Origin of the sequence: Duganella phyllosphaerae (assembly GCF_001758785.1) — a bacterium.
Classification (GTDB): Bacteria; Pseudomonadota; Gammaproteobacteria; order Burkholderiales; family Burkholderiaceae_D; genus Rugamonas; species Rugamonas phyllosphaerae.
This window is the reverse complement of record NZ_LROM01000016.1, coordinates 23,920-40,293: the sequence shown is the minus strand read 5'-3', so window position 1 is coordinate 40,293 and position 16,374 is coordinate 23,920. Positions and strand designations below refer to the sequence as shown.

14 protein-coding genes are annotated in these 16,374 nt (G+C 68.5%); 7 read left to right on the top strand and 7 right to left on the bottom strand.

Annotated features, from left to right (window positions below; translation table 11 throughout):
* Positions 1–72 precede the first annotated feature (72 nt).
* Positions 73–3,102: a sensor histidine kinase gene (locus tag DUPY_RS00905; protein ID WP_084640481.1), complete on the top strand. Its 3,030-nt coding sequence runs from the start codon at positions 73–75 to the stop codon at positions 3,100–3,102.
* Here DUPY_RS00905 and paoC read toward each other — a convergent pair.
* Genes paoC through paoA form a run of 3 tightly spaced genes read right to left on the bottom strand, consistent with a single transcriptional unit; the run spans position 3,051 to position 6,888 of the window.
* A complete protein-coding gene (gene paoC, locus DUPY_RS00900) occupies positions 3,051–5,261 on the bottom strand; it encodes an aldehyde oxidoreductase molybdenum-binding subunit PaoC (protein WP_070245847.1) in 2,211 nt (736 codons plus the stop codon). The two genes, DUPY_RS00905 and paoC, sit on opposite strands and share 52 nt — an antisense overlap.
* Positions 5,258–6,226 (bottom strand): FAD binding domain-containing protein, encoded by a 969-nt coding sequence (locus tag DUPY_RS00895; RefSeq protein WP_070245846.1) that lies wholly within the window; start codon positions 6,224–6,226, stop codon positions 5,258–5,260. The genes paoC and DUPY_RS00895 overlap by 4 nt, the downstream gene beginning before the upstream one ends.
* Positions 6,223–6,888, bottom strand: a complete 666-nt coding sequence (gene paoA, locus DUPY_RS00890) for an aldehyde dehydrogenase iron-sulfur subunit PaoA (RefSeq protein ID WP_208599975.1) — start codon at positions 6,886–6,888, stop codon at positions 6,223–6,225. The genes DUPY_RS00895 and paoA overlap by 4 nt, the downstream gene beginning before the upstream one ends.
* Positions 6,889–7,058: 170 nt before the next feature.
* Between paoA and DUPY_RS00885 the strand changes: the two genes are divergently transcribed.
* On the top strand, positions 7,059–7,964 hold the full coding sequence (locus tag DUPY_RS00885; protein ID WP_070245845.1) for an AraC family transcriptional regulator: 906 nt from the start codon (positions 7,059–7,061) through the stop codon (positions 7,962–7,964).
* On the opposite strand, the gene uraH is transcribed toward DUPY_RS00885, so the two are convergent.
* Both uraH and DUPY_RS00875 read right to left on the bottom strand, forming a co-directional pair.
* Positions 7,961–8,395 carry a hydroxyisourate hydrolase gene (gene uraH / locus DUPY_RS00880; RefSeq protein WP_070245844.1) on the bottom strand — a complete coding sequence of 145 codons (435 nt, stop codon included), beginning with the start codon at positions 8,393–8,395 and terminating at the stop codon, positions 7,961–7,963. The two genes, DUPY_RS00885 and uraH, sit on opposite strands and share 4 nt — an antisense overlap.
* Complete coding sequence (locus DUPY_RS00875) at positions 8,392–8,916, bottom strand: GlcG/HbpS family heme-binding protein (protein ID WP_070245843.1); 525 nt, start codon at positions 8,914–8,916, stop codon at positions 8,392–8,394. Before DUPY_RS00875 ends, uraH begins: the two co-directional genes overlap by 4 nt.
* Positions 8,917–9,050: 134 nt before the next feature.
* Between DUPY_RS00875 and DUPY_RS00870 the strand changes: the two genes are divergently transcribed.
* Positions 9,051–9,764 (top strand): heavy metal response regulator transcription factor, encoded by a 714-nt coding sequence (locus DUPY_RS00870; RefSeq protein WP_070245842.1) that lies wholly within the window; start codon positions 9,051–9,053, stop codon positions 9,762–9,764.
* Positions 9,761–11,140 (top strand): heavy metal sensor histidine kinase, encoded by a 1,380-nt coding sequence (locus DUPY_RS00865; protein WP_070245841.1) that lies wholly within the window; start codon positions 9,761–9,763, stop codon positions 11,138–11,140. Before DUPY_RS00870 ends, DUPY_RS00865 begins: the two co-directional genes overlap by 4 nt.
* Positions 11,141–11,147: 7 nt before the next feature.
* Here the strand turns inward: DUPY_RS00865 and DUPY_RS00860 are convergent, their stop codons facing one another.
* Both DUPY_RS00860 and DUPY_RS00855 read right to left on the bottom strand, forming a co-directional pair.
* The gene (locus DUPY_RS00860; protein ID WP_070245840.1) at positions 11,148–12,590 is read right to left on the bottom strand and encodes a DASH family cryptochrome; all 1,443 of its coding nucleotides are present in this window, start codon (positions 12,588–12,590) and stop codon (positions 11,148–11,150) included.
* Positions 12,587–13,507: a LysR family transcriptional regulator gene (locus tag DUPY_RS00855; protein WP_070245839.1), complete on the bottom strand. Its 921-nt coding sequence runs from the start codon at positions 13,505–13,507 to the stop codon at positions 12,587–12,589. Before DUPY_RS00855 ends, DUPY_RS00860 begins: the two co-directional genes overlap by 4 nt.
* Positions 13,508–13,617: 110 nt before the next feature.
* Here DUPY_RS00855 and DUPY_RS00850 point away from each other — a divergent pair, with 110 nt between their 5' ends.
* From DUPY_RS00850 to DUPY_RS00840, 3 genes are all read left to right on the top strand, one after another.
* Positions 13,618–14,817: an MFS transporter gene (locus tag DUPY_RS00850; RefSeq protein ID WP_070245838.1), complete on the top strand. Its 1,200-nt coding sequence runs from the start codon at positions 13,618–13,620 to the stop codon at positions 14,815–14,817.
* Between the two features lie 50 nt (positions 14,818–14,867).
* Complete coding sequence (locus DUPY_RS00845; RefSeq protein ID WP_070245837.1) at positions 14,868–15,476, top strand: TetR/AcrR family transcriptional regulator; 609 nt, start codon at positions 14,868–14,870, stop codon at positions 15,474–15,476.
* 74 nt (positions 15,477–15,550) lie between these two features.
* On the top strand, positions 15,551–16,354 hold the full coding sequence (locus DUPY_RS00840; RefSeq protein WP_070245836.1) for an SDR family NAD(P)-dependent oxidoreductase: 804 nt from the start codon (positions 15,551–15,553) through the stop codon (positions 16,352–16,354).
* Positions 16,355–16,374 lie beyond the last annotated feature (20 nt).

Below are 16,374 nucleotides of genomic sequence, written 5' to 3'. Positions count from 1 at the left end.
AGGCGGAGGCCCCGGTCCCTCCGAAACCAGTGCCCCGCCTTTACAATAACAGTCCGTTTTCTGGCCTGTTTTATGTTCCCGCTTCGTTCAATATCGACCGCCTGCGCCGTGCGCTGGCTGGTGTTTGTCGTCCTGTGGTCAGGCGTCACCGGCGCTGGCGCCGCTTCCTATCCGTACTGGCACACGAGCATGGTGCACACTGCCTGGACCAAGCAGGATGGCGCCCCGACCGCCGCGTTCGATATGGCCCAGGATCATCGCGACATGCTGTGGTTTGCCGCCGGCGACGGCTTGCACCGTTTCGACGGCGTCCATTTCGAGCGCCTCACCGCCATCGACGGCAACAAGCTGCGCTCGTCCAACACCAACGCCCTGCTGGTGGTGGGCACAGCCTTGTGGGTAGGTTATAACTTTGGCGGCGTCAGCGTCTTCGACCAGGGCCGCGTGCGCCATTACGATGCCAGCGACGGTTTGCCGGAACGCTCGGTGTACCGCCTGGCGCGGACAGCGAAGGGCGTAGTCTGGCTCTCGGCTTCCACCGGGCTGTACTGGCTGGAAGGCCAGCGCTGGCGCCACGTCGAGCCCGAGGACGGCCTGCCGGCCGGCGATTTCCATTATTTTACGGTGCTGCCCGATCAGACGGTGCTGGCCTACCACCCGGACGGCATGTATCGCAGCACGCCTGGCGGCCACCGCTTCCGCCGGGTGCTGGCGGGCAAGGATATCGAAATCGGCCACCTGCGGCCCGATGGTGACGTGTTGCTGGTAAGTACCGAGCACAAGCTGTACCGCTATGCGCCTGCCACCGGCGCGCTCACGCCACTGCACCTGCCCGACGGCGACCAGCCGTTCGGCGTTTTTCTCGACCAGCGCGGCGCCATGTGGATTAACACCGACGCCGGGGTCAAGCTGCTGACGCCCGACTTGCGCACCCAGCGCGCGTTTTATGCGCCCAATAATCTCAGCGGCAAGTTGATCTACAACGCCTTCGACGACCGCGAAGGCAACCTGTGGTTCACCACCGAAAATGGCGTCGACCGCGTGCGCGAATCGCGCCTGACCACGATTGCGCTGCCGCCGCGCATGTTCAGCGGCCTGAGCGTGCAGGCCGATGGCGACGGCGCGGTGTGGGTCGGAAACTTCCAGTCGACTGGCAACTACGAGCAGCGCAGCTTCGGCCTGCTTGCCGATGGCACGCGCCAGGCCACGCCACTGCTGGGCGTGACGGCCACCACGCGTGCGCCGGACGGCAGCGCCTGGTTCGCGAGCGGGTTGACGCTATGGCATCGCGCAGCCGGTCGCTGGCAAAGCTGGCCGCTGCCGCCCGACTTGCGCGGCCACGACGTGCAGGCGCTGGCGATGGACGCTTCTGGCAGGCTGTGGGTGTCGGTGATGCGCAAGGGCGTGCACGTGTTTCGCGATGGTCAGTGGCAGCCAGGCGGCGGCATCGCCGCATTGGCCACGCGCACCAGCGTGTCGCTGCTGGCCGATGCGCGGGGCCGGGTGTGGTTCGGCTATCCCGGCAACCGCCTGGCCGTGCTGGACGGCGCCACCGTGCGCGAATACGGCCCCGGGGACGGCCTCGAAGTGGGCAATATCACGGTGATGGTTGCCGACCCGGGCAGCAGCGGCGGTCTCTGGGTGTGCGGCGACCAGGGCGTGGGCTGGTTCGACGGCCGCCGTTTTGCCGCGCTGCAGGGGGAGGACGGCACCGCGCTGGGCGGCGGCTCGGGCATGGCGCTCACGCGCGGCGGTGAACTGTGGCTCCACGGGGCCGATGGCCTCACGCGCGTGGCCGCTGCCGACCTGGCCCGCGTGCGCAGCGGTGCGCTGCGCCTGCCCGTCGAACGGTTCAATCACCTGGACGGCCACGAAGGCAAGCCGGCGCCGCTGCGGCCGCTGAGCGCGCTCACGGAAGCGGCCGACGGTCGCCTGTGGTACGCCACGTCCGGCAGCGTGGGCTGGATCGATCCGGCGCACATCGTGCGCAACCGGCGGCCGCCGGCGGCGCAGGTGCTCGCACTGCGCACCGACCGCGAGCAATACCGGCCCGTATCGGGACAGGTACTGCCGCGCCGCACGCGCAACCTGGAGGTCGATTTCACGGCGGCCGGTCTGTCGGTGCCGGAGCGTATCCGTTTCCGGTTTCGCCTGCGCGGCCTGGAGCAAGACTGGCGCGATGCGGGCGCCCGGCGGCAGGCGTTTTATACCAGCCTGGGTCCGGGCGACTACCGCTTCGAGGTCATCGCCGCCAACGAGGACGGCGTGTGGAGTACCGTGCCGGGCGCGGTGGCGTTCCGCATCGAGGCGGCTTTCGTGCAAACCATCTGGTTCAAACTGCTGTGCGGCGCAGCGGCGATTGTGCTGCTGTTGCTGTGTTACTGGTGGCGGCTGGCGCTGGTCACCCGGCGCATCTCCGAACGGCTGCGTGAGCGCCTGGGGGAACGGCAACGCATCGCCCGTACGCTGCACGACAACTTCCTGCAAAGCGTGGAAGCGCTGATGCTGCAGTTCGACCGCATCAAGCACGGCCTGGCGCCCGATGACCTGGCCCGCGCCAGCATCGATCGCTCGCTCGATACGGCCGAGGAAGTGCTCAACGAAGGCAGGGCGCAGGTGCTGGAGCTGCGCATCGGCCACGAATTGTCGGGTGACCTGGACACCGCGCTGTCGCAACTGGGTCACTCGCTCGCGCCGCGTCACGACGCGCAATTTTGCTTGACGGTGCAGGGCACGGCGCGGCCTTTGCGGACGGCGGTGGCGGCGGAAGCATACGCCATCGCCCGCGAAGCGCTGCTCAACGCCTGCCGCCATGCCCACAGCGCCACCGTCACGGTGGACTTGCACTATGCGCCGCGCCACTTCGCGCTCAAAGTGGGCGACCGTGGACGCGGACTGCCGGCCGAGGTGTCCGCGCAGGGCCACCGCCCTGGACACTGGGGCCTGACCGGCATGCGCGAACGCGCCAGCGACGTGGGCGGCACGCTGCACGTGGACAGCGCCCCCGGCAGCGGCACCCGCGTGACCCTGCGGGTGGCGGCGCGGCGCGCTTATGCCCGCAGCGGCAGCTTGTCGATCAGCTTGTCCAGCGTCACCGGGTAATCCCGCACCCGCACCCCGGTGGCGTTGTAAATTGCGTTGGCAATCGCCGCTGCCGCGCCGCTGATGCCCAGCTCTCCCACGCCCTTGGCTTTCAGGGGGCTCATGGTGGGATCGACCTCGTCGAGGAAGATCGCGTCCAGGTGCGGGATGTCGGCGTGTACCGGCACCTCGTAGCCGGCCAGGTCGTGGTTGACGAAAAAACCGAGCTTGTGATCGACCACCATGTGCTCCATCAGCGCCGCGCCCGCGCCCATGGTCATGCCGCCGATGATCTGGCTGCGCGCGGTCTTGGGATTCAATATGCGTCCGGCCGCGCACACGGCCAGCATGCGGCGGATGCGTACCTCGCCGGTGGCGGCATCCACTGCCACTTCCACGAAATGGGCGCCGAAGGTTTGCTGCGCGTACTGTTTCGACAGCTCGCCGTACTCCATCTTGTCCTCGCCCACCAGCTCGCGCGTGCGCGCGGCATAGGCCAGCGGCACGCTACGCCCGCCCCAGCGTACCTGGCCGTCGGCAAAGGTGGCGTCATCGGCCTGGAAGCCGAGCTGCTTCGCCACCGCCTCGCGCAGTTTGACGCACGCCGCATACACGCCGGCGGTTGACGAGGCCGCGCCCCACTGGCCGCCGGAGCCGGACGATTCCGGAAAGCGCGAGTCGCCGAGTTTGACCACCACCTGCTCGACCGTCACGCCCATCATCTCGGCGGCGGTCTGGGCGATGATGGTATAGCTGCCGGTGCCGATGTCGGTCATGTCGGTTTCCACCGTGATCACGCCGCGCTGGTCGAGGCGCACGCGGGCGGCAGACGTGGTGATCGGCGCGCCACGGATGGCCGCCGCCACGCCGTAGCCGACCAGCCAGCGGCCGTCGCGGCGGCTGGCCGGGCGCTGCGGTCGCTTTTGCCAGCCGAAGCGCTCGGCGCCGGTGCGCAGGCATTGCACCAGCTGGCGCTGGGAGTAAGGCCGCCCGGGATTTTCCGGATCGACCTGGATGTCGTTGCGGATGCGCAGTTCCACCGGGTCCAGCTTCAGCTGCTCGGCCAGTTCGTCCATGGCGATTTCCAGCGCCATCATGCCGGGCGCCTCGCCAGGTGCGCGCATGGCGCTGCCTTCGGCCAGGTCCAGGTGGGCCAGGCGCAGGCGCGTCATGCGGTTGGCGCCCGCGTACAGCAGGCGGGTGGGAGCGGTGGCTGCCTCGGGCCGGCCGCCGGCGATATTGCCGGACCAGCTTTCGTGGCCGATGGCGACGATCTCGCCGGTGCTGGTGGCGCCGATGCGCAGGCGCTGGATGGTGGCCGGGCGGTGGGTGACGTTGTTGAACATTAGCGGGCGCTGCAACGCCACTTTCACCGGCCGTTTGGCTGCGCGCGCGCCTAAAGCAGCCAGCACGGCGTCGCACAGGATGGTGCCCTTGCCGCCGAAGCCGCCGCCGATGTACGGCGACACCAGCCGCACCTTCGTTGGCGCGATGCCGAGCGTTTTGGCCAGGTCGCGCCCACCCCAGTTGATCTGCTGGATCGCGGTCCACAGCGTGAGCTGGTCGCCGTTCCACGAGGCGATGCTGGCGTGCGGCTCCATCATGGCGTGGGCCTGGTCGGGCGTGGTGTAGTACTGGTCGAGCTTGACGGCGGCACCGGCATACGCGGAGGCGAAGTCGCCGATGCCGGTTTCGGCCGGCGGCGTGAACTTGGCCGCTTTCGGCGGCGGCGCCGTGTCCTTGGCGGCGGCCAGGTCGAAGGCGCCGGCGCTGCGCGTGTAGCGCACGGCAATCAGCTGGGCCGCGGACCGCGCCTGTTCGAACGTTTCGGCCACCACCAGCGCCACGGCCTGGTGGTAGTGATCGACGTCGGGACCGGCCAGCGCGCGGGCGGCGTAGAACTCGCCCTTGTCCAGTTTGCCGGCGTTGTCGGCGGTGACCACGGCCAGCACGCCGGGGGCGGCGCGGGCGCGGGCGATGTCGATGCTGTCGATGCGGCCCTTGGGGATGGCGGCGCCCAGCACGTAGCCGTAGGCGGCGTTCGGCGCGGCCGCGTGCTGTTCGTAGGCGTAGGTGGCGGTGCCGGTGACCTTGAGCAGGCCTTCCACGCGCGACAGTGGTTTACCGACTACCTTCAGCTGGTCGATCGGATTGGTGGTGGCGGGTTTGTCGAATTTCATGCGCGTTCCTTGGTGGCTTGTTCCAGGATGGCGTGCAGCGTGCGTTCGGCCAGCACTGCCTTGTAGCCGTTGTCGGCGGTCGGTCTGGCGCCGTCCAGCAGGTGCGCCATGGCGGCCCGGGCGCCTTGCTCGCCTTGTTGCAGCGCGCTGTCGGCTTCCGCCCGGCGCCACGGCTGGTGGGCGACACCGCCCAGCGCCACGCGCCCGCTGCCGTCCGGCTGGACGATGGCGGCGACCGACACCAGTGCGAACGCATACGAGGCGCGGTCGCGCACCTTGCGATAGAAATGCTGGCCGCCCACCGGTGGCGGCAGCACCACCGACGTAATCAGCTCGCCGGGCGCCAGGTTGGTGTCGCGCTCGGGCGCGTTGCCGGGCAGGCGGTAAAAGTCGGCGATCGCAATGCTGCGCGTGGCGCCGTCGGCGCGCACGGTTTCCACCACCGCATCGAGCGCGCGCATGGCCACGGCCATGTCGCTCGGGTGGGTGGCCAGGCAGGCGTCGCTGTGGCCGATGATGGCCAGGCCCCGGGTAAAGCCGCCAATGGCCGCGCAGCCGCTGCCGGGCTGGCGCTTGTTGCAGGCCTGGTTGGTGTCGTAGAAATACGGGCAGCGCGTGCGCTGCAGCAGGTTGCCGGCGGTAGTGGCCTTGTTGCGCAGCTGCGCCGAGGCGCCAGCCAGCAGCGCGCGCGACAGCACGCCGTAGCCGCGCCGCACGGTGGCGTCGGCAGCGAGCTCGGTGTTGCGCACCAGCGCGCCGATGCGCAGGCCGCCGTCCGGCGTCGCGGCGATCTGGTCCAGGCCGATGTGGTTGACGTCCACCAGGTGCGCGGGCGTGTCGATTTCCAGTTTCATCAGGTCGAGCAGGTTGGTGCCGCCGGCAATGAAGCGCGCGCCCGGGGTGCGGGCGATGGCCGCTGCCGCTTCGGCCGGGGTGCGGGCGCGTTCGTAGGTGAAGGCTTTCATGCGCGGCTCCCGGCCACGTCGGTGATGGCGTCGATGATGTTGGAGTAGGCGCCGCAGCGGCAGATATTGCCGCTCATGCGCTCGCGCAGTTCTTCGGCGCTCAGCAGCGGCGCGGCATTGAGGTCGCCGGTGACGTGGCTCGGTACGCCGCGCTTGATTTCGTCGAGCGTGGCCACGGCCGAGCAGATCTGGCCGGGCGTACAGTAGCCGCACTGGTAGCCGTCGTGCTTGACGAAGGCTGCCTGCATCGCGTGCAGCTTATCGGGCGTGCCCAGGCCTTCGATGGTGGTGACGTGGTCGCCGTCGTGCATCACGGCCAGGCTCAGGCACGAGTTGATGCGGCGGCCACCCACCAGCACCGTGCAGGCGCCGCACTGGCCGTGGTCGCAACCCTTCTTGGTGCCGGTCAGGTGCAGGTGTTCGCGCAGCGCGTCGAGCAGGGTGACCCGGGTATCGAGTTCGAGCTGGTGTTGTTTGCTGTTCACATTGAGGGTGGTTTTGGCAAAGGGGATGGCGTCGCTGGTGGAAGGGCTCTGGCCTGCTGCCTTGCTGACACCGGGCAGCATGGTGGCGGCCACGGCGCCGGAACTGGTGGCGATGAAGGTGCGGCGGTCAATCGCTGGCGCGGCTGGCACCGGGTTTTTTGGCATCGTGTCTGGCATCTGGGGCTCCATGGTTCGGGAATGCCGGGCCATGCCCGGCTAACCGGACCAGTGTGCCGCCTCGACAGGCACGGCGGTATCCCGTTCCTCTATGTCGCTTGCCTAATCCTCTGGCATCGCCGAATCCGGTAGCCAGCCGGGGGCGCCAGTGGCTATCATTGGCCTCAACCATGGATAAAACGATCGAATCATTGTGCGCCGAGCTGGTGCGAAAGAGCGCGCCGCTGGTCAGCGCCATCGAAAACCCCACCGGCATCGCCGCGCTCACGGTGTACCGCCACCTGGAACCGACGCCGCCGGCACCCACCACCTACCTGCCCAGCATCGCGCTGGTGATGCAGGGCAGCAAACGCGTGCACCTGGGCGAGAACAGCTTTGTCTACGACCGCTCGCGTTTCCTGCTCACCGCCCTCGACCTGCCGGTCAGCAGCGAGGTGCTCGACGCCAGCGTGGAGGCGCCTTACATGTGCCTGCGGCTGGGCCTCGATATCCGCCTGGTGCGCGAGGTGCTGGTCAGCGCGCCACCCGTTGCCCGGGTCGAAGCATCCGACGCCTATGGCATGGCCACCGGCGTGGTGACGGTGGAACTGGTGGAAGCGTTCGGCCGCATGCTCGACCTGCTGGGTTCAGGCGAGCCGCCGGCGTTTCTCGGCGACCTGCTGCAGCGCGAGATCATTTACCGCGTGCTGCACAGCGAAGCGGGCGCGCGCCTGCGCGAAATCGCCACCGCCGGCGGCGACAGCGACCGCACGGCCCGCGCGGTGGACTGGATCCGCGACCACTACACGCAGCCGCTGCGCATGGAGCAACTGGCGCAGCAGGCCGGCATGGGCGTGTCGACCCTGCACCATCATTTTCGTCGCCTGACCTCGATGAGCCCCTTGCAGTACCAGAAGCAGCTGCGCCTGCACGAGGCGCGCAGGCGCATGCTGATCGACGGCCTCGATGCGGCCAGCGCGGCTTTCGAAGTCGGTTACGAGAGCGCCAGCCAGTTCAACCGCGAATACAGCCGGGTGTTCGGCAATTCGCCGATGCGCGATGTACGGGCCAGGCTCGATGGCTGGCGTTCCGCCTAGTTGCCGCGGTAGGTGGAGTAGCCGTAGGGGCTGAGCAGCAGCGGAATGTGGTAGTGCGCCACGCCCGCCTCGGTCTTGAACTCGACCGGGATGCGCGGGAAAAAGGTAGCCTTGCCTTCGCGCTTGAAATGGTCGCCGGTCTCGAACACGATGCGGTAATCGCCAGCCGCCATGGTTTTGCCTTCCGGGTACAGCGCGGCAATCCTGCCCTGGGCGTTGGTCACGCCGGCGGCCAGGGCGCGCCAGTCGTTGCTGCCATCGCCATTGCGTTCCTCGAGCGTGACGCGGATGCCGGCCGTTGGCTGGCCGCTTTGCAGGTCCAGCACGTGGACGCTGAGCGGGTTGGCTGCCGGCGCGGCGACCGCTAGGCCGGCTGTGGTAGCGGTGGCTGCGAACGACAGGGCGAGGGCGAAGTTTTTCAGCTGGTTCATGGTGATTCCTTGGTGGTTGACGAAGTTGGTTGATCGAGGGCGGACACGGCGGCAATCGCTGCCAGCGCGCACGCATGGTCGTTGCCGGCGCCGCCGCCACCGGCCACGCCGATGGCGCCCACCGGCGCACCCTTGAACGTCAGGGGCACGCCGCCGCCCAGCAGCAACAGCTCGGGCAGGGTGTTGAGGTTGCGGCTGTCCGCATCGAGCGCTGCGCGGCGCGCCAGGTCCAGCGTGGCAGTGCGGGTGGAGAGCGCGGTGAACGCCTTGCGCCGGGCCGCCTCGATGTTGTGCGGACCGACCGCCGGGTCGCGCCGGACCACCAGCAGGTGGCCGCCGCCATCGAGCACCGCGACCACGATGGTGCGGCCCAGTTGCTGGCAGGCGCCGGCGGCGGCGGTGGCCAGGCGGTTGGCGGTTTCAAGAGTCACGGCCGGTCGCTGAACCAGGTCTTGCGCATTGACCGGCGCTGCGACTGCGAAAGCGATCAAGGCAGCGGGGAGTGCAGTAGTAAAAGTCATGATGTCCTCGGCTAAACGAAGACCGCAGTGTGCCTGCCCGATCCCGACAAGAAGCTGACCGCCAGATGATAATTTCGTCATCCAGCGCCCGCGATGGCAGGGGTAGAATGACTGTTTTGCAGGCGAGCCCTTTCATGACCATCCTGATTATCGAAGACGAGCCGAAGACCGGCGACTACCTGATGCGCGGCCTGGCCGAATCGGGTTTTGCGGTGCGCCTGGCGCGCACCGGCCGCGAGGGACTGGCCATGGCAAAAGAGGGCGCCGCCGACCTCGCGCTGGTGGTGCTGGACGTGATGTTGCCCGGCATGGACGGCTGGCAGGTGCTGGCGGCATTGCGCGCCGACCAGGCCACCGAGCAGGTGCCGGTGCTGTTTCTCACCGCGCGCGACGAAGTGCAGGACCGCGTGCGCGGGCTGGAACTGGGCGCCGACGATTACCTGGTCAAGCCGTTCGCGTTCGTGGAGCTGGTGGCGCGCATCCGCACGCTGCTGCGGCGTGGCCCGGCGCGCGAGGATGACCTGATCCGCATCGGCGACCTCGAAATCGACGTGCTGCGCCGCCGCGTGCGGCGTGGCGCCACCACCATCGTGCTCACCTCGCAGGAGTTTGCGCTGCTGCACCTGCTGGCCCAGCGCCAGGGCCAGGTGCTGTCGCGCTCCATCATCGCCTCGCAGGTGTGGGACATGAACTTCGACAGCGACACCAACGTCATCGAAGTGGCCGTGCGCCGCCTGCGCCGCAAGCTCGACGACCCGTTCCCGGTCAAACTGATCCACACCCGGCGCGGCATGGGTTATGTGTGCGACCTGGCCCCGGTTCCGGTCCCGGTTCCGGACGCGCCATGAGGCGCTGGCGCTCTTCGCTGACAGTGCGGGTGACCGCGCTGTTCATGCTGATCGTGGCGCTGGCGGCGGCCGGCCTGGGTGCGTACCTGTACCGCGAGTTCGTGGCCCAGATCGAGCGCCGCGACGACGCCCAGCTGCTGGGCAAGCTGCGCCAGGTGCAGATCGTGCTGGCCCGTCCCGGTGCGGCGGAACTGGTGGGCACGCAACCGGAATTTTTTCGCGACACCATGAGCGGCCAGGAAAACTCGCTGGTGCGCATCGTGGCCGCTGACGGCGCCGTGCTGGCCGATATCAACGCCGGCAGCGAGCGCTATCCGCTACCGATCATGGCCGGCGCCGCACCGGACCGTGACGCGATCGTCAGCTGGCACGGCCGCAATGGTGAGCCGGGCCGGGTGGTGGCTGCGGCCGCGCGCCTGGGTACCCGGGATGTCAACGTGTACGTGGCGCGCCTGTACGCCGAGCGCGATGCGATGTTCGGCCAATACCGCTGGCGCATCGCCATTGCCGCCGCCGTCAGTGCGCTCGCTGCCGCCCTGTGCGCGGCGCTGATGCTGCATCGTGGACTGCGGCCGCTGCGGCGCATCGCGGCCCACGCGGCGCTGGTGCGTCCCGGTACGCTGGCGCAGCGACTCGATGCCGGCGACGCGCCGTCCGAGCTGCAACCGCTGGTCGATGCCCTGAATGCCATGCTGGCGCGCCTGCAGGAGGGCTATGCACGGCTGTCGGGCTTTTCGGCCGACCTGGCGCACGAGTTCCGCACGCCGATCACCAACCTGCTGGGGCAAAGCCAGGTGCTGCTGGCGCAGCCGCGCAGCACGGCAGACTACGAGCAGCTGATCGGCTCCAATATCGAGGAACTGGAACGCCTGGCGCGCATGATCGAGAGCATGCTGTTCCTCGCGCGCGCCGGCCAGGACGACGTGCTGCTGGCGCGCCAGCCGCTGGCCGCGCTGGACGAACTGCGCAAGGTGGCCGACTTTTACGAGGGCATGGCCGAGGAGCAGGACGTGCACATCGCCTGCGTGGGTGAGGCGGTGGTGCAGGCCGATCCGGCCCTGCTGCGCCGCGCGCTGGCCAACCTGGTCTCGAACGCGGTGCGCCATGCGCAGCCGGGCAGCACGATCACCCTGCGCGCAGACCGGCGCGGCAGCGGCGCCGAGATCACGGTCGCCAATACGGGCGCACCCATTGCGCCAGAACACTTGCCGCATTTGTTCGACCGCTTTTACCGCGCCGATCCCGCGCGCGGCAATGCCGACGGTTCTACCGGCCTGGGACTGGCGATCGTCAGCGCCATCATGGCGGTGCATGGCGGCGCGGCGCGGCTCGATACCGATGGCGACGAGGCGCGTTTCGTGCTGAGTTTTCCGTAGCCCCGCGCTACGGACATTCGCTTCCCGCCCACCGCCGGCGATAAACGCCATCGGGATCATGCTCGGCGGTCTGCTTCTCGAGATTGAAATGCCGCCCGCCGCGCGGATCGGTACCGCGTCCGGCAATGTACAGCCAGTTGCCCTGGTTGCTGTAGACGTCGTAATCGACCAGGCGCGACTCGAACCACGCGGCGCCGGCGCGCCAGTCGCCCTGCAACTCGTTCAGCAGGTAGCTGGCCACGACCTGGCGCAGGCGGTTGCTCAGGTAACCGGTGTGCAGCAGTTCGCGCATGGCGGCGTCCACCAGCGGCTCGCCGGTTGCGCCGTGGCGCCAGCGAGCGAGGTTGGCAGTGCGCTCATCCGAGGTAGCAGAAGGCGGTGCTGCGGACCGCGTGGACAGGCCGCGTTCGCGGTACAGCGCCGCACCATACTGCAAATGCAGCAGGCGGAAGTAGTCGCGCCACAGCAGTTCGAACCACAGCCAGTAGGTGCCTTCGTTGGCGCCATGCTGGGCCTCGTAAGCACGCACCTCGGCCAGGATGCGCCGCGCCGACAGTGCGCCATTGGCCAGCCACGGCGACCACTTGCTGGAAAAATCGACGCCGTATAACTGGTTGCGGGTGCGCTTGTAGCTGTCGGGCAGGCGCCGTTGCAAATACTGGTGCAGGTGCGCGAGGGCGGCGGTCTCGCCGCCTTGCAGGCCTGCCGGTCCAGCCGGCAGCGATGAACGGGGATCGGCCAGCAGCGCATCGTCCGGTGCCGCAAGCAGTACAGCGCGGTAGCCCGGCAGGGTCGCGCCAGCAGCGGTAGCCGCCGGCGGCCACGGCAACATGGCGCCGGGCGCTGCCAGCGGCGCCGCGACCAAGGCGGGGAACGACCTGTGCGACACCGGCGCAGTATCAGCGGATGGGGCTGTCGATGCCGCAGCACTGGCTGGCGCCATCGGTTGCGGCACCGGCGCAGCCGATTGCAGCGCCCGCTCGACCGCCTGCCGGAACGGCGTATAACTGGCCGGCAGCGCATCCACCGTCCACGGCAGGTACTGCGGATCGAGCAGGCTGCTCTGCCAGGTGGTATGCACCGCCAGGCCGGCAGCGCGCAGAGACGCCACGTGCTGCTGTTCCTCGGGCGCGGCGATGTCTTCGCAGTAAAGTTCGGTAGCGCCGACCGCAGCGGCCAGCGCCGGCAGCACGGTGGCCGGATCGCCATCGCACACCAGCAGCGGGCAGCCAAGGCCGGTCAGTTGCCGGTCCAGGTCGCGCAGCGCGCCGTGGAGCCAGGCGCGGCGCTGTGGGCTGGCGCGTTCCCAGCCCCAGGCGGTAGCCTCATCGGGTGCCGGCAGGCACGCCACCGGCAGCAGATATCGGGCGCCACTGGCCAGCGCCGCCTGCAGGGCGGGCTGGTCGTGCAGGCGCAGGTCGTTGCGGAACCAGAACAACACCGTCTTCATCGTTTGCCATGCTCCTGTTTGGTCGTAGGCGGGGGCGCCGCGAACAGATGTTCGCACAGGAAGTCCACCAGGGCCCGTACCTTGGGCGACGGATGGCGGCTGGCCGGCCACAGCACGTGAAACGCGCTGCTGCGCTCGCAGCCGGGCAGCACCTGCACCAGGCGGCCGTCGGCCAGTTGGTCGCGGATCGAAAAATCGGGCAGGAAGGCGATACCGCGCCCCTGCACCGCGAAGCACACGCGGGTTTCGATGTTGTTGCAGACCATCGAGATGGGCGGTGACCACGGCGGCTGGTCGTCCTCACCGGGAAGCGGCCAGGTATCGAGCTTGCCGTTATGGGGAAAGCGGAAATGCAGGCAGCTGTGCAGGAGCAGATCCGCCGGCGCCTGCGGCACGCCGCGCTGGGCCAGGTAAGCGGGCGAAGCCACCAGCAGTTGGCGAAACGTGCCGACCTGGCGCGCCGACAGCCGCGAGTCGGTAGGCTGGCCGGTGCGCACCACGGCGTCGAAACCCTCGTCGATCACATCGACCATGCGGTCGGTGAAGTCGAGGTCGAGCTGCACCGCCGGATGCAGGCGCATGAAGTCGCTCAGCACCGGCAGCACCAGTGTACTGACCAGCGGCAGGCTCACGCGCAGCCGTCCGTGCGGCGCCCCGGCCGCTTGCGAGAGTTCCTGCTCGGCCGCTTCGATCTCGGCCAGGATGCGCCGGCTGCGTTCGAGGAACAGGCCGCCCTCGGCAGTGAGCGTGATGCTGCGCGTGCTGCGGTGAAACAGCCGCACACCGAGCTTGTCTTCGAGACGGGCGATGCTTTTGCCCACGGCCGACGCCGACACGCCGAGGGCGCGGCCGGCTGCGACAAAGCTGCGCGCCTCCGCCACTGCCACGAACACCGTAAAGCCGGTCAAGCTGTCCATGCATCTCCCTGATTGCGGACAGTTATGTCCTTAGAACGAGGAACTGTACCCGACTTTTTCTTTATTGGCGCGCTGCCTATGATCGATTCTTTTTATCCAAAGGACATCACATGTCAAACGAGCGCCCACTGCCGCTGGCAGCCCTGCTGGCCCTGGCCATGGCCGGCTTTCTCACCATCCTTACCGAAACGCTGCCGGCCGGCCTGTTGCTGCCGATCGCAGCCGGCCTGTCGGTCTCTGAAGCACTGGTCGGCCAGATGGTGACGATTTACGCGATCGGCTCGCTGGTGGCGGCCATTCCGCTGGTCACGCTCACCCAGGGCTGGCGCCGCCGGCCGTTGCTGCTGCTGGCGATTGCCGGTTTTGCCATCGCCAACAGTATCACCAGCTTGTCAAGCCACTACGGCGCCATCATGGCGGGCCGGCTGGTGGCGGGCATTTCTGCCGGCGTGCTGTGGGCGCTGCTGGCCGGCTATGCGGCGCGCATGGTGCCGGCGCCCCAGAAGGGCAGGGCGATCGCGGTGGCGATGGTGGGCGCGCCTCTGGCGCTGGCGCTTGGCGTGCCGCTGGCGACCTTGCTCGGCAAGCTGCTGGGCTGGCGCCTGTGCTTTGCCGCCATGAGTGCATTGGCGCTGCTGTTGATGCTGTGGGTGTGGCGCCAGGTGCCCGACGTGGCGGGCCAGCCGTCCAGCACGCGCCGGTCGCTGGTATCGACACTGGCATCGGTGCTGGCGCTGGCCGGCGTGCGGCCGGTGCTGTCGATGGTGCTGGTGTATGTGCTGGCCCACAATATTCTGTACACCTATATCGCGCCGTTCCTGGCCGGCGCCGGGCTGGCGCCGCGCATCGACGTGGTGCTGCTGGTGTTCGGCCTGACTGCGCTGGCCGGCATCTGGATTACCGGCGTGCTGATCGACCGCCACCTGCGCGCGCTGATCATTGCCAGCCATGCGTTGTTTGCGCTGGCGGCGCTGCTGCTGGTGCTGATCCCCGCGCAGCCGGCCCCCGGCATGATTTATCTCGCTGTTGCGCTGTGGGGCGTGGCGTTCGGCGGCTCCGGCACGCTGTTTCAGACCGCGCTCGACAACGTCGCCGGCGCTGCTGCCGACGTGGCGCAATCGATGCTGGTGACGGCATGGAACCTGGCCATTGCCGGGGGCGGCCTGGCGGGTGGCTTGCTGCTCGACCGGTTCGGCGTGCGGGCGTTTGCGCCGGTGGCACTGGGTTTGCTGCTGGTGTCGCTGGCGGTGGCATGGCTGGCGCGCCCGGCCGGCCAAGCTGAGACGGACGCGATGCCGCCGGTGCGGTAACCGTGTTCGCCAAAACAAGGCGCGGCTTGCAGCCAAATTAAAACGGGTATATGATGACCGTCATGCAAACCAAATCCGCCAAGCGCCCGGCTGCCAGCCGCAAGGAAGTCACCCACGACCGTATCGTCGAGGTGGCTTCGCGCGCCATCCGCCGCAGTGGCTACGATGGCACCGGCGTGGCCGATATCATGAAGGAGGCCGGCCTGACCCATGGCGGCTTCTACGCCCACTTCGCCTCGCGCGACGCGCTGCTGGCCGAGGCCGGCGACCGCGCAGGCGCCGACGCGGTGGCGCTGGCGGCCAAGGTGGCGGCCAGTGCGCCGCCCGGCCAGGCGATCAAGGCCATCATGGAAGCTTACCTGTCACCGCAACACATCGCGTCCATCGAGCACGGCTGCCCGGTGTCGGCGCTGGCATCCGAAATGCCGCGCCAGGCGCCCGAGGTACGCCAGGTCGCCACGGTGCACATCAAGGAAATGATCGACGTGCTGGCGCGCCAGATGCCCGAGTGGGGCCAGCCCGAGGCCCACGAACAGGCCATGTCCTTGCTCGCCTCCCTGATCGGCACCACCATGCTGGCCCGGGCGGTGGACGATCCCAAGTTGTCGGCGGCGCTGTGCGCGGCCACTCTCAAGCAGTATTTACCGGCTGCCGAGTAATTCCTCGGCGGTTTTTTTTTGCCTCGTAATATGATGATCGTCATATTTTTTGCAGTTCACTAAAGGAAAAAGTCATGTCTACCGCTCACAGCCACCGCAATATCGCCGTCATCACCGGCGCCTCGTCCGGTATCGGCGCCGTCTATGCCGACCGTTTTGCCGCCCGTGGCTACGACCTGGTGCTCGTCGCCCGCCGCGCCGACCGCCTGCAGACCCTCGCTGCCAGCCTCACCGAAAAACACGGCGTGCAGGTGACGCCGCTGGTGGCCGACCTGGCCACCAGCGCAGGGCAGGAGAGCGTGGCCGACGTGCTGGCCAACAATCCGGCCGTGAGCGTGCTGGTCAACAACGCCGGCATCGCCCGCCTGGCGCCGCTGGCTGCCAGCAGCCCGGAGGATGTGGCCGCGCAACTGGCCCTGAACATTACCGCGCTGACCCGCCTGACGTACGCCGTGCTGCCAGCGTTCAAACAGCGCAACGCCGGCCTGATCATCAACGTCGCCTCGGTGCTGGGCCTGCACTCGCTGCCGATCACCGCTGTCTATAGCGGCACCAAGTCGTTCGTGGTGGCCTTTACGCGCGGCATCGAGCACGAGTTGGCCAAGACCGGCGTCAAGGTACAAGCGGTGCTGCCGGCTGCCACCGCCACCGAGCTGTGGGACCCGTCGGGCGTGCCGCTGGCCGTGCTGGCGCCGGAAACCGTGATGGCGGCCGACGCCATGGTCGATGCCGCGCTGTTCGGCCTGGACCAGGGCGAAACCCTGACCTTGCCATCGATTGCCGACGCGTCACTGATCGAAAAATACGAAGCAGCCCGCGTGACCCTGTTCGCCACCGCCCAGACCGGCACCGTCGCGCCGCGCCTGCTGCCTGCTTAACCCATCACTCCGGACAACCA

Coding starts and splice junctions, on each gene's coding strand:
- DUPY_RS00905 (WP_084640481.1), top strand. CDS start 73: ATGTTCCCGCTTCGTTCAATATCGACCGCCTGCGCCGTGCGCTGGCTG.
- paoC (WP_070245847.1), bottom strand. CDS start 5,261: ATGAAATTCGACAAACCCGCCACCACCAATCCGATCGACCAGCTGAAG.
- DUPY_RS00895 (WP_070245846.1), bottom strand. CDS start 6,226: ATGAAAGCCTTCACCTACGAACGCGCCCGCACCCCGGCCGAAGCGGCA.
- paoA (WP_208599975.1), bottom strand. CDS start 6,888: ATGCCAGACACGATGCCAAAAAACCCGGTGCCAGCCGCGCCAGCGATT.
- DUPY_RS00885 (WP_070245845.1), top strand. CDS start 7,059: ATGGATAAAACGATCGAATCATTGTGCGCCGAGCTGGTGCGAAAGAGC.
- uraH (WP_070245844.1), bottom strand. CDS start 8,395: ATGAACCAGCTGAAAAACTTCGCCCTCGCCCTGTCGTTCGCAGCCACC.
- DUPY_RS00875 (WP_070245843.1), bottom strand. CDS start 8,916: ATGACTTTTACTACTGCACTCCCCGCTGCCTTGATCGCTTTCGCAGTC.
- DUPY_RS00870 (WP_070245842.1), top strand. CDS start 9,051: ATGACCATCCTGATTATCGAAGACGAGCCGAAGACCGGCGACTACCTG.
- DUPY_RS00865 (WP_070245841.1), top strand. CDS start 9,761: ATGAGGCGCTGGCGCTCTTCGCTGACAGTGCGGGTGACCGCGCTGTTC.
- DUPY_RS00860 (WP_070245840.1), bottom strand. CDS start 12,590: ATGAAGACGGTGTTGTTCTGGTTCCGCAACGACCTGCGCCTGCACGAC.
- DUPY_RS00855 (WP_070245839.1), bottom strand. CDS start 13,507: ATGGACAGCTTGACCGGCTTTACGGTGTTCGTGGCAGTGGCGGAGGCG.
- DUPY_RS00850 (WP_070245838.1), top strand. CDS start 13,618: ATGTCAAACGAGCGCCCACTGCCGCTGGCAGCCCTGCTGGCCCTGGCC.
- DUPY_RS00845 (WP_070245837.1), top strand. CDS start 14,868: ATGATGACCGTCATGCAAACCAAATCCGCCAAGCGCCCGGCTGCCAGC.
- DUPY_RS00840 (WP_070245836.1), top strand. CDS start 15,551: ATGTCTACCGCTCACAGCCACCGCAATATCGCCGTCATCACCGGCGCC.